Raw genomic sequence first — 11,918 nt, forward strand, 5'->3', positions numbered from 1 at the left:
CGATTGTCCGCGACGCGCTACCGCGCGCCGCCCGCCGACGCGCTGTTGATTCGCGAGCTGGACGGATTGGTCGCGCTCTACCACCGTGCATCGGGCATGACGCACATGCTCGCGTCGCCCGCACCCGAGATACTCGCGATACTTGCAGAGGATGTGGCGATGCGCGACGAGCTGTTGGCGCGACTGATCCAGCGTTACGACGTCGCCGACGCAGCGGACGATCTGCTGAGCGCGCGGCTCGACGAGCTGGTGGCGGTCGGCTTGGTGAGCCGGGCATGAGGTATGAGACGGCGTTCAGGGTTGGGCCGATCGGCTTTCGTGTCGGCAGCGACTTCGCGGCGCCGATTGCGACATTGCGATTACTCTACGCCGCTTACCCGCGAGCCGACATCGCGCATTTTACCGTGCGGCTGCCCGCGGCGGCGGCGTGGCGGCGGTTCGCCCGCCGGTCGGTGAGCATCGCGGGTGACTACATGCTGCCCGACACAGCACCGTTGCCACTCGCGCAGGGGCTGCTCGCGGCGGAGATGGCGATGAACCTGCAGGTGGCGCTTGGGCATCGCCGGCACCTGCTGCTCCACGCTTCCTGCGTCGAGCGCGACGGACGCGCGTTTATCATGACCGGTGAGTCCGGGGCGGGAAAGTCGACGCTCGCCACCTTGCTGGGTGCGCGCGGGTGGCGGTTCATGGGCGACGAGTTCGTGCTGCTCGATCCGTTAAGCGGGGACGTCTACGCCTTTCCCCGGCTGGTCAGCCTGAAGAACGAAGCGATCGGCGTGGTCGAACGCGCGTTGCCCGGCGAGCGCTTCGGACCTCTGTTGCGGGCGACGCCAAAGGGCGACATCCGCCATCTCGTCCCCCCGACCGCGGCGATCGCGCGCATGGACGAGCCCGCCCGGCCCGCAATGGTGCTGTTTCCCGTTTTCGGCTTGGAACGCGACGTGCGGACGGTAGGCGCGGCGGAGGCGTTCGTGCGGCTGACGCAGGCGTCGACCAATTACGCCGCGCTCGGCGAACGAAGCTTTCGCGCGCTGACCGACCTGGTCCAACGGGTGCCCGCCCGCGCGATCGACTATCCCAATGGGGAGAGTGGGTTGGCGATAGTCGAGGCGTTGTGGGGCGAGACGTGAGCGCGGCACGGTTGCTCGCGAACGTGCTCGCCCATCCGGATCGGGCCGGCTCGCTTGCGGCGAGCGATTGGAACGCGCTGATCGCGGCGGCGCGGGCCGAACAGTTGATCGGCACGCTCGCGCTACGGATCGATGCGGATGCGGTGCCGCGTGTCGTCGCCGAGATCCTTGCCGACGCGCGCGATGCCGCGACCGAGCAGCGCCGCGCGGCATTGTGGGAAGCGGAGATGATGCGGCGGGTGCTCGGGTCCCTCGACGTACCGCTCGTGTTGCTGAAGGGCACGGCCTTCGTCGCGGCTGGACTGGCGGCGGGGCAGGGTCGCCATATCGGAGACCTGGACGTGCTGTTGCCCCGTGCCGCGATGCCGCGGGTCGAGCAGGCGTTGCTCGCGGCGGGGTGGGAGTGGGCCAAGCCCGACGCGTACGACGAGGCGTACTACCGGCGATGGATGCACGAGCTGCCGCCGCTGATCCATCGCGAGCGCGACCGGATGATCGACGTGCATCACACCATTCTGCCGCCGACCGCGCGGCCGACCCCAGACGCGGACGCGCTGATCGCCGGGGCGGTTCCGCTCGGCAACGGATTGAGCGTGCTGGCGCCCGCCGACATGGTGATCCACGCCGCGCTGCACCTGTTCGCCGACGGCGATCTGGCAGGCGGTCTGCGCAATCTGTGGGACGTGGATCGGCTGCTGCGCGAGTGTTCGGAGGACGACGCGGACTTCTGGCTCAAGCTCCACGCGCGGGCGGCGGAGCACCAGGCGAGCGCGTATGTGGCGCGCGCGGCGAGGCTCGCCGCACGATTGTTCGACACGCCGATCCCGCCGGCGTGGCGACGCGGAGCCGGGCTAGACGGCCTATATGCGTGGCGATTGCTCGCGCGTGACGGCTGGGGTCGTGAGACGTACCCGGCGACGCGGTTCGCCTTCTACGTCCGCTCGCACTGGATTCGCATGCCGCCATTGATGCTGGCGCGGCACCTGCTGATCAAGGCGCGGCGACGCGTCGGCTCGGCCGGAGGCGACGCCCCAGCGCGATGACGACCAGCACCGCGACGATGATGAACGTGTCGGCGACCCAGTCCATCACGTCGCAGTCGCGGTGCAGCGCTGGGATCGACTGGAACACCTCGATCAGCGCGCCGAGGAACGACAGGCGCTCGCCGATGCGCAGAAGCGGCGTGGTCGGGAAGGCGAGCGCGTAGAGGATCGTCAGCGTGCCGAACGCCAGCATATGCTGGTACTTGTCGCCGACCTCGACGACGCCGGGCGGGTGCGGCAGCAGTGCCATCGTCACGGCGAAGCAGATCGCGGCGAGGAGCAGAAAAAGCCAGACTAAGCGCATATGAGGTCCGGTCATAACTGCTCCAGCGTGGGGATGAGCCGATCGAAATGGTCGATGACGGCATCGGCGCCGAGCGCGTCGACGCCGGTGCGCGTGAAGCCGTGGCGATGGATGATCGCGGGCACGCCGGCCGCGTGTGCCGCGGTGACGTCGTAGATCGAGTCGCCGACGAAGGCTGCGCGCCCGCCACCCGCGGCGGTGATCATCGCCTGGATCGGTGCTGGTGACGGCTTCTGCTTGCCGACACCGAGCGTGTCGCCGCCGATCACGGCCGAGAAGCGCTCCGTCAGATCGAGCTTGTCGAGCAGCGCGCGGGTGAAGCGCTCGATCTTGTTGGTCGCCACGGCGAGCCTGACGCCGCTCGCGGCGAGCGCATCCAAGGTGGCGATGATGCCGGGGTAGGGCGCCGAGTCGACGCAGATGTTCGCTTCGTAGTGCTCGATCAGCCGGTCGTGCAGTTGGTCGAGTTCCGCCTCGTCATAGCCGCCGGTCGCGTCGAGCGCCTGCGCCAGCATGTGGCGCGCGCCGCCACCGATCATGGTGACGATCCGCGACACCGGCAACGCCGAACGGCCGCCCGCGCCGAGCGCCTGATTGACCGCGGCGGCCAGGTCGCGCGACGTATCGACCAGCGTGCCGTCCAGGTCGAAGCCGACGATGTCGAACGCGAAATCTGTCATCGCCGCGCCCGTGCCGGGCCCTGTCCGGCATGGCAAGTGCGCATCCATGCAAGGGCGCACCTGCGCTGGAAATCGGCGGCCAGTGGTGGCAGGGCGCCAGGCATGAGCCAGCCGCCTCTCGCCATCGTCATCCTTGCCGCGGGCAAGGGCACACGGATGAAGTCCGACCTGCACAAGGTGCTGCATTCCTTGGCGGGCAAGCCGATGCTGCTGCACCTGATCGACACCGCGCGGACGCTGTCGCCCGAGCGGACGGTGGTGGTGGTCGGCGCCGGGCGCGAGCAGGTCGAGGCGGCGGTCGCCGGGCACGACACGGTGATCGCGCACCAGACCGAGCAGCTCGGTACCGGGCACGCGGTGCAGCAGGCAGAGGCGGTGCTCGCGGGTTTCGAGGGTGACGTGCTGATCCTGTACGGCGACGTCCCGCTGGTCACGGCCGAGACGATGCAGCGGATGCTCGATCGCCTTCACGGGCCAGATAAGCCGGCGGCAGTCGTGCTGGGGTTCCGTCCCGCCGATGCCGCAGCCTATGGGCGCGTCATTACCGCACCGGGCAGCGACCTGGTCGCCAAGATGGTCGAGTACAAGGACGCGAGCCCGGCCGAGCGCGCCGAGACATTGTGCAATTCCGGGTTGATGGCGGCATCGTCGCGCGACCTGTTCGCGCTGCTCGCGCGCGTCGGCAACGACAATGCGGCGGGCGAATATTACCTGCCGGACATCGTCATGCTGGCGCAGCGCGACGGCCGCGGCACTGCGGTGATCGAGACAGAGGAGAGCGAGGTGGCGGGGGTCAACAGCCGCGCCGAACTCGCCGGCGTAGAGGCGGCGTGGCAGGCGGCGCGGCGCGCGCGCGCGATGGCGGACGGCGCGACGCTGATCGCGCCCGACACGGTGTGGTTCGCGCATGACACGCACGTGGGCCGCGACGTGGTGATCGAACCCAACGTCTTCTTCGGCCCTGGCGTGCAGGTGGCGGACGGCGCGACGATCCGCGGGTTCAGCCATCTGGAGGGCGCGATTGTCGGTGCAGGCGTGGAGGTCGGCCCCTACGCGCGGTTGCGGCCGGGCGCTGTGCTGGAGGAAGGCGCGAAGGTCGGCAATTTCGTCGAGGTGAAGAACGCGCGGCTGGGGCGCGGGGCGAAGGCCAATCACCTGACCTATCTGGGTGACGCCGACGTCGGCGCGGGCGTGAACGTCGGCGCGGGCACGATCACGTGCAATTACGACGGCTTCTTCAAGTACCAGACCGTGATCGGCGAGGGCGCGTTCATCGGCTCGAACACCGCGCTGGTTGCGCCCGTCACGGTCGGCGCGGGCGCGATCGTCGCGGCCGGGTCGGTGGTGACGCGCGACGTCGAGGCGGGCGCGCTGGCGCTGGTCCGGCCCGAGCAGGTCGCGAAAGCCGGCTGGGCGACGCGCTTTCGCGACACGATGCGCGCGCGCAAGGCGGCGAAAGCGTCGAAGTGACGGCCTATTCACGCGGCGGCAACCGCTTGGTTGCACGTTTGCGCTATTGGCGGCGGGGTCGTCTTCACGGATGACGGGTGAGTGACGCGTCCGCGCGTCTTCGAGAAGTGGATTGATCGCATGTGTGGCATCGTTGGCATCGTTGGGCGGGACGAGGTGGCGGACCGGCTGCTCGACGGGCTCAAGCGGCTGGAATATCGCGGCTACGACTCGGCCGGCATCGCGACCGACCATGACGGCGCGATCGAGCGGCGGCGGGCGTCGGGCAAGCTGATCAACCTGACGCGCGAGCTCGCCGAGCATCCGCTGCCGGGCACCACGGGGATCGCGCACACGCGTTGGGCGACGCACGGGGGGCCGACCACCAACAACGCCCACCCGCACGCGACCGAGGAGGTCGCGGTGGTGCACAACGGCATCATCGAGAACTTCAAGACGCTGCGCGACGAACTGATCGCGCGCGGTCGCGTGTTCACCAGCGAGACCGACACCGAGGTCGTGGCGCATCTGGTCAGCGAGCAGGTCGAGGCCGGGCTCGATCCGCAGAGCGCGGTGCGCAGCGTGCTGCCGCGGCTGCACGGAGCCTTCGCGCTGGCGATCCTGTTCCGCCGCCACCCCGACCTGCTGATCGGCGCGCGGCTCGGCTCGCCGCTGGTGGTCGGGCACGGTGACGGCGAGACCTATCTCGGCTCCGACGCGCTCGCGCTCGCGCCGCTGACGCAGCGGATCGCGTACCTGGAGGAGGGCGACTGGGTCGTCTGCACGCACGACGGCGCGCAGGTGTTCGACCGCGACAATAACGCGGTCGAGCGTGCGGTGACGATCTCGGGGGTGACGGGCGAGCTGATCTCCAAGGGTAATCACCGGCACTACATGCTCAAGGAGATCTACGAACAGCCGATCGTCGTCGCGCAGACGCTGCGCTCGTACCTGCAGCGGATGGACGAGACGATCACGCTGCCGATCCCAGAGTTCGAGCTGTCGGGCGTCAAGCGCGTGACGATCGTCGCGTGCGGCACCAGCTTCTACGCCGGGATGGTCGCCAAGTACTGGTTCGAGCAGTTCGCGCGCGTGCCGGTCGACCTGGATGTCGCGAGCGAGTTCCGGTATCGCGCGCCGGTGATGGAGGCGGGTGGCCTCGCGCTGTTCATCAGCCAGTCGGGCGAGACCGCCGACACGCTCGCCGCGTTGCGCCACGCGCGTGCCGAGGGGCAGACGATCGCGGTCGTGTGCAACGTGCCGACCAGTTCGATGGCGCGCGAGGCGGACCTGCTGCTGCCGACGCACGCGGGGCCGGAGATCGGCGTCGCCTCCACCAAGGCGTTCACCTGCCAGCTGGCCGTGCTGGCCGCGCTCGCCGCTAATCTGGCGCGGGCGAAAGGGCAGTTGAAGCCGGGCGAGGAGCGGCAGATCGTGCGGCACCTGGGCGAGGCGCCGGCGTCGATCAACGCGGCGCTCGCCTACGACGAGGCGATTCAGGCGATGGCGGGCGTGGTCGCGGCGGCGCGCGACGTGCTGTACCTGGGGCGGGGCACCGACTATCCGTTGGCGCTGGAAGGTGCGCTGAAGCTGAAGGAGATCAGCTACATCCACGCCGAGGGCTACGCGGCGGGCGAGATGAAGCACGGGCCGATCGCGCTGATCGACGACGCGGTGCCGGTGATCGTGATCGCGCCGTCGGGGCCGCTGTTCGACAAGACCGTCAGCAACATGCAGGAAGTGCAGGCGCGCGGCGGCAAGGTCGTGCTGATCAGCGACTATGACGGCATCCAGGCGGCGGGCGAGGGCTGCGTCGCGACCATCACCATGCCCAAGGTCCACCCGCTGATCGCGCCGCTGGTCTACGCGGTGCCGGTGCAGTTGCTGGCGTATCACGTCGCGGTGGCGAAGGGGACCGACGTCGACCAGCCGCGCAACCTGGCCAAGAGCGTCACGGTGGAGTGAGCGGAAGGTGAGGCGAAGGTGAGGCCAAGACGCCGCGCGTCGGCGGTCGCCGGTCGGAAGGTGAGGCTAAGGTGAGGCCAACGCGATGCCGTGCGGCATGTCACCTTGGCTGAAGCAGAGTGAGGTCGGGGTCTGGGCGTACATGGTTCCGACGCTAGCGCGGGCGGAAGCTTGTAGGACAGCGTCAGTTCGATTCGGCAGGTTGCGCAGTGTGGCTCGGCCTCGTGCGCCAGGCTGCGAGGCGCATAAGGCAGCGGGATCCCGGCTCAAGGCCGGGATGACAAGGGTAGAAGAGATAAGTGGCTGCTTCTGTCGCTGAGCTCGTCAGGAGCAGGGCGGGGTCAGGCGGCGTGGGCCATGTCGTGGTCGAGCGTGGCGCGGCTGGCGTGCGTGTTGATCGCGTCGACGATCTGCGGCAGCACCTGCGGCGGGAGGGTGTGGCCCATGCCGTCGATCTCGAGCAGCCGCGCGCCGGGGATCGCGCGCGCGGTCTCGCGACCGCCGGAGACGGGCACCAGGGGATCGTCGCTGCCGTGGATCACCAACGTGGGAGCGGTGATGCGCGCGAGCCGCGTGCTGCGGTCGCCGTCGGCGATGATCGCCGCCATCTGACGCACGAACCCGGCGGGATGGCGGTTGCGCAGCGTTTCGCTGCGGATGCGTTCGGCGAGGAAGGCGTCCTCCATCGGGAAGCGGCCGCCGACGACGTTGGCGGCGAGCGTGCCGTGCGCGACGATCGCCTCAAGGTCGTCGCTGCGCGGGTGGCGCAGCAGCACCGCGGTTGCGCGCATCGTCGGGCGCGAGCAGTCCGAACGACCGGTGGTCGACATGATAGAGGTGAGCGACAATGTGCGGTCCGGCCAGGACGCCGCGACGAGCTGCGCGATCATGCCGCCCATCGACGCGCCGACGATGTGCGCGGCCTCGATGTCCAGCGCGTCGAGCAGGCCGACCGCGTCGGCGGCCATGTCCTGCAGCGTGTAGGGTACCGGCGGCGTGCGGCCGAACTGCTGGATCATCGCGGTCCAGACGATGTTGGGCGTGCCCGCACCGTCGAACTTGGTCGAGAGGCCGACGTCGCGATTGTCGAAGCGGACCACGCGGTAGCCGCGCGCGACCAGGTCGTCGACCAGCTCGATCGGCCAGCGGACGAGCTGCGCACCCAGCCCCATGATGAGCAGGACAACGGGCGCGTCGACGTCGCCGTGATCCTCATACTCGATCGTGATGCCGTTCGCCTGTACCTGAGCCACTCATGTCCTCCGCCGCGAACATGCGGCCCGTGTCATGAAAATGCAATGAACGGCGGCATGTTCCGGTGGCTTACGACCGCGCCAGTCCTTTGCGGCAAGGCGAGCGCGTGTTAGCGCGAGCATCCTATGGCCGATCGCCTGATCCTCGACGATTTCGTCCCGTTCCTGCTGTCGGTCACGTCCAACCGCGTGAGCAGCCGGATCGCGACCGCGTACGAGGCGCTGTTCGGGCTGAGCATTCCCGAGTGGCGGCTGATCACCGTGATCGCGGAAGGCACCGCGACGACGCAGGCCGAGATCGGCGAGCGCATGCGGATGGACAAGGTGACGGTCAGCCGCGCGGCGATTGCGCTGACGCAGCGCGGGTTGCTGGAGCGCAGCCCCAACAGCCAGGACAGGCGATCGCACCACCTGACGCTGAGCCAGGCCGGGCGCACCCTGTACGACGAGGTGGTGCCGAAGGCGAAGGAGCTGGAAGCGCGCATCTTCTCGCGGTTCGAGGACGGCGAGCTTCACCAATTCACCCACATGCTGCGGCGGATCGATGCCGCCGCCAAGGAGAGCGAATGACCGACGCGCCGCTGATCGCCGGGCTGGAAATGGGCGGCACCAAGTGCGTCGCGATCCTGGCGAGCGGGCCGGACGCGATCCACGAGGAGGTGCGTGTCCCGACCACGCGGCCGGAGGAGACGCTGTCGGCGCTGGAGGCGGTGCTGGACGGATGGCGCGGGTTCGCCGCGATCGGAATCGGCAGTTTTGGTCCGGTGTCGATCGACCAGCAGGCCGGCGATTACGGCAACATCACCTCCACCCCGAAGCCCGGCTGGGCGAACACCAGCGTCGCGCGGCGGTTCGCCGCGCGCTACGACAAGCCGGTCGGGTTCCACACCGACGTGGTGGGCGCGGCGCTGGGCGAGGCGCGCTGGGGCGCGGGGCAAGAGTTGGACGCGCTCGCCTACGTCACGGTCGGCACCGGGATCGGCGCGGGGATGATCGCGCACGGCCAGCCGGTCGACGGGCTGACCCACGCCGAGTTGGGGCATATCCGCGTACCGCGGCTCGCCGGCGACGATTGGGGCGGGGTGTGCCCGTTCCACGGCGCGTGCGTAGAGGGGCTGGCATCGGGGCCGGCGATCGCGGCGCGGACGGGCATCAAGGGCGAGGAACTGCCCGAGGACCATCCGGTGTGGGACAGCGTGGTCGACGCGCTCGCGCAGCTGATGTCGGTGATGGTGCTGACGGGCGTGCCGCGCCGCATCGTGCTGGGCGGCGGGGTGCTGGTCGGCAACGCGCACCTGCTGCCACGGCTGCGCGCGGCGACGCGGTCGACGCTGAACGGCTACGTCGTCCGCCCGGAGGTGGAGAACATGGACACGTACCTGGTGCCCGCCGCGCTGGGCGCGGGCGCGGGGCCGCTGGGCGCGGTGGTGCTGGGCGCGCAGGCGCTGGCCGATCGCGCGGACCGAGCCTTTACGCGCGTTTAACCACCCTTGCTTACCGTGTCGTGGCGCGACCCGGCACCGGGCGCGGCAACGAGGCGATGCGCATGCGGATATTGATCGTAGACGACGAACCGATGATGCACGACAGCTATCGGCGTAGCTTCGCGCCGGTAGAGCACGCGCAGGCGGGGTCGCTGTCGGCGATGGCGGCGGAATTGTTCGGTGACGACGACGGCGCCGGCGACGACGCCGAGGCGACCGGGAACGGCGCGGCGAGCGATCCGTCCCCGGCGATGTTCGACTGCGTTCACTGCACGCAAGGCATCGACGCGGTCGCCGAGGTGGAGCGCGCGCGGGGCGAGGACAAACCGTTCGCGGTCGCGTTCATCGACGTGCGCATGCCGCCGGGGATCGACGGCAAGGAAACCGCGCGCCGCATTCGCGCGCTCGACCCCGACGTCAACATCGTGATCGTGACGGGTTACTCCGATTTCTCGCCCGTCGAGATCAGCAAGGTCGCGGGGCCGGCCGACAAAATATTCTACATCGCCAAGCCGTTCGAGGTCGCCGAGATCGTGCAGACCGCGACCGCGCTCGGCCAGCGATGGGCGGCGGATCGTGCGCTCAAGGAAGCGCGCGAGCAGCTGTCGCGGCAGGTCGTGCTGCTGGAGCAGCAGGCGGCCGAGCTCGCCGCGAACGAGGTCAAGGCGATCCATATCGCGACGCACGATGCGCTGACCGAGGCGCCCAACCGGCTAGCCTTCCTGCGCGCATTGAGCGAGCGCGCGCGGCAGCCGGGGCGGTTCGCGGTCGCGATGATCGACCTCGACCGGTTCAAGCTGGTCAACGACACGCTGGGCCACCTGGCGGGCGACGAGCTGATCCGCGAGATCTGCGCGATCCTGCACCACGCGATGCCGACGGGCGGGCTGGTCGCGCGGCTGGGCGGCGACGAGTTCGGGTTGTTGTTCGAGACCGCGGGCGAGCAGGCGGCCGAGATGGCCTGCACGCGGGTGGTGCACGCCTGCGCGGTCGAGCTGAAGGTGCTGGGCCACGCGGTGCAGACCGCGGCGTCGGCGGGCGTGGTGACCGCGGGCGAGGGCGACAACCGCGATCCGATCGACCTGATCCGCCGCGCCGACCTGGCGCTGAACGCCGCCAAGCGGAACGGGCGCGGCGTCGCGCGGCTGTTCGACGAGAGCATGGACGAGGGCGTGCGCGTGCGCCGCCGGATCGAGACCGGGCTGTCGCAGGCGATCGCGCGCGACGAGCTGGCGCTGGTCTACCAGCCGATCGTCGCGCACGGCACGTTCGAAATCGTCGGGTTCGAGGCGCTGCTGCGCTGGCAGACGCCCGAGTACGGCCCGATCAGCCCGGCGACGTTCATCCCGATCGCGGAAGAATCGAACCTGATCCACGAGCTGGGCGACTGGGTGCTGGAGCACAGCCTGGACGTGCTCGAATCGTGGCCGGGTCAGTACGTGTCGGTCAATTTCAGCCCGCGGCAGTTCCGGCGCCACAATTTCGTCGGCTACATCATGGAGCGCTGCCAGCGCGCGGGCGTCGCGCCCAGCCGATTGCAGATCGAGATCACCGAGACCGCGATCTTCGACGACGCCGACCGCGCGGCGGAGACGCTGTACCGGCTGCGCCAGATGGGGTTCCGGATCGCGCTTGACGATTTCGGCACCGGTTATTCGTCGCTCTACAACATCCGCAAGTTCGCGCTCGACGCGCTCAAGATCGATCGCAGCTTCATCGACGGCATGGCGCGCGAGCGCGAGTCGGCGGCGATCGTGCGCTCGATCGTCCACCTCGCGCAGTCGCTGGGGCTGAGCGTGATCGCCGAGGGAGTCGAGAATGCGGCGCAGGTCGACCTGCTGCGCGTGGCGGGGGCGAGCCACCTGCAGGGCTATCATTTCGCGCGACCGCTGGTGGAGGCTGCCGCGCGCGAGATGGCGCACGCGCGCTACGTTCAGGTGGAGCCCGCGACGGGCACCGACGGCTGATGGCCGCGCAGGTACGGCGCCACGTCGGCGCCCAGGTAGGCGCGCTGCGCAATCCGCGCTCGCTCGGCGCGCGGCTGGTGCTGATCCTGACCGCGGTGGGGATCGCGGGCGCGATCGCGATCACGCTGCTGCTCGCCGCGATCATCCTGCCGAGCTTCAACAAGCTGGAGCGGCGCTCGGTCGACGCGCACGTCGAGCGGACGCACGCGGCGCTCGCCGAATACGCCAACAAGGTCGAGAGCGCGGTCAAGGACTACGGCGACTGGAACGACAGCTACGCCTATATGGCGCGGCCGAGCCCGGCGTTCGAGCGCGAGAGCTTCTCGCCGCTGGCGATGGCGAACCTGGACGTCAACGCGATGGCCTATGTCGGGAACGACCGCCGGGTGGTGATCGCGCGCTGGATCGACGAGGCGCACCGCGACCAGCCGGCGATGCGCGCGCGGCTGGTGCGGATGATCGGCGAGCGCGACCTGTCGCAGCTGCTGCGGACGCGAAGCTCGGCGAATTTCTACGCGCGGCTGGGCGGCGTTGTGGCGGCGGTGGGCGTGGCCAAGGTGCGGCGCAGCGACGGCACGGGCAGGCCGCGCGGGTTCGTGCTGATGGCGCGCGAGATCAGCTCGGCGCAGCTCGCCGAACTGCT

12 protein-coding genes are annotated in these 11,918 nt (G+C 69.7%); 9 read left to right on the forward strand and 3 right to left on the reverse strand.

Going from position 1 to position 11,918, the window contains the following annotated elements:
* Positions 1 to 3: 3 nt before the first annotated feature.
* Genes ACFDS6_RS03790 through ACFDS6_RS03800 form a run of 3 tightly spaced genes read left to right on the forward strand, consistent with a single transcriptional unit; the run spans position 4 to position 2,173 of the window.
* Positions 4 to 279 carry an HPr-rel-A system PqqD family peptide chaperone gene (locus tag ACFDS6_RS03790; RefSeq protein WP_375270776.1) on the forward strand — a complete coding sequence of 92 codons (276 nt, stop codon included), beginning with the start codon at positions 4 to 6 and terminating at the stop codon, positions 277 to 279.
* The gene (locus ACFDS6_RS03795) at positions 276 to 1,130 is read left to right on the forward strand and encodes an HprK-related kinase A (RefSeq protein WP_375270777.1); all 855 of its coding nucleotides are present in this window, start codon (positions 276 to 278) and stop codon (positions 1,128 to 1,130) included. The genes ACFDS6_RS03790 and ACFDS6_RS03795 overlap by 4 nt, the downstream gene beginning before the upstream one ends.
* On the forward strand, positions 1,127 to 2,173 hold the full coding sequence (locus tag ACFDS6_RS03800; protein WP_375270778.1) for a nucleotidyltransferase family protein: 1,047 nt from the start codon (positions 1,127 to 1,129) through the stop codon (positions 2,171 to 2,173). The genes ACFDS6_RS03795 and ACFDS6_RS03800 overlap by 4 nt, the downstream gene beginning before the upstream one ends.
* Here ACFDS6_RS03800 and ACFDS6_RS03805 read toward each other — a convergent pair.
* Together ACFDS6_RS03805 and ACFDS6_RS03810 are read right to left on the reverse strand one after the other, a co-directional pair.
* Positions 2,121 to 2,492, reverse strand: a complete 372-nt coding sequence (locus ACFDS6_RS03805) for a hypothetical protein (RefSeq protein ID WP_375270779.1) — start codon at positions 2,490 to 2,492, stop codon at positions 2,121 to 2,123. The two genes, ACFDS6_RS03800 and ACFDS6_RS03805, sit on opposite strands and share 53 nt — an antisense overlap.
* Positions 2,489 to 3,157, reverse strand: coding sequence for an HAD-IA family hydrolase (locus ACFDS6_RS03810; RefSeq protein ID WP_375270780.1), 669 nt, complete (start codon positions 3,155 to 3,157; stop codon positions 2,489 to 2,491). The genes ACFDS6_RS03805 and ACFDS6_RS03810 overlap by 4 nt, the downstream gene beginning before the upstream one ends.
* 102 nt (positions 3,158 to 3,259) lie before the next feature.
* On the opposite strand from ACFDS6_RS03810, the gene glmU reads away from it, so the two are divergent.
* Together glmU and glmS are read left to right on the forward strand one after the other, a co-directional pair.
* Positions 3,260 to 4,627, forward strand: coding sequence for a bifunctional UDP-N-acetylglucosamine diphosphorylase/glucosamine-1-phosphate N-acetyltransferase GlmU (glmU, locus tag ACFDS6_RS03815; RefSeq protein WP_375270781.1), 1,368 nt, complete (start codon positions 3,260 to 3,262; stop codon positions 4,625 to 4,627).
* Between the two features lie 120 nt (positions 4,628 to 4,747).
* Positions 4,748 to 6,571, forward strand: a complete 1,824-nt coding sequence (gene glmS, locus ACFDS6_RS03820; protein WP_375270782.1) for a glutamine--fructose-6-phosphate transaminase (isomerizing) — start codon at positions 4,748 to 4,750, stop codon at positions 6,569 to 6,571.
* Between the two features lie 341 nt (positions 6,572 to 6,912).
* Here the strand turns inward: glmS and ACFDS6_RS03825 are convergent, their stop codons facing one another.
* Positions 6,913 to 7,824, reverse strand: coding sequence for an alpha/beta fold hydrolase (locus ACFDS6_RS03825; RefSeq protein WP_375270783.1), 912 nt, complete (start codon positions 7,822 to 7,824; stop codon positions 6,913 to 6,915).
* Between the two features lie 126 nt (positions 7,825 to 7,950).
* Here ACFDS6_RS03825 and ACFDS6_RS03830 point away from each other — a divergent pair, with 126 nt between their 5' ends.
* The 4 genes from ACFDS6_RS03830 to ACFDS6_RS03845 form a co-directional block, all read left to right on the forward strand.
* Positions 7,951 to 8,394 carry a MarR family winged helix-turn-helix transcriptional regulator gene (locus ACFDS6_RS03830; protein WP_375270784.1) on the forward strand — a complete coding sequence of 148 codons (444 nt, stop codon included), beginning with the start codon at positions 7,951 to 7,953 and terminating at the stop codon, positions 8,392 to 8,394.
* Entirely contained in the window at positions 8,391 to 9,308 is a 918-nt protein-coding gene (locus tag ACFDS6_RS03835; protein ID WP_375270785.1) for an ROK family protein, read from the forward strand. Before ACFDS6_RS03830 ends, ACFDS6_RS03835 begins: the two co-directional genes overlap by 4 nt.
* Positions 9,309 to 9,370: 62 nt before the next feature.
* Positions 9,371 to 11,275 (forward strand): EAL domain-containing protein, encoded by a 1,905-nt coding sequence (locus ACFDS6_RS03840; protein ID WP_375270786.1) that lies wholly within the window; start codon positions 9,371 to 9,373, stop codon positions 11,273 to 11,275.
* A partial coding sequence (locus tag ACFDS6_RS03845) for a CHASE4 domain-containing protein (RefSeq protein ID WP_375270787.1) occupies positions 11,275 to 11,918 on the forward strand: 644 nt, incomplete at its 3' end. The genes ACFDS6_RS03840 and ACFDS6_RS03845, both read left to right, overlap by 1 nt.

This window comes from Sphingomonas sp., from assembly GCF_042095875.1.
Taxonomy (GTDB): domain Bacteria; phylum Pseudomonadota; class Alphaproteobacteria; order Sphingomonadales; family Sphingomonadaceae; genus Sphingomonas.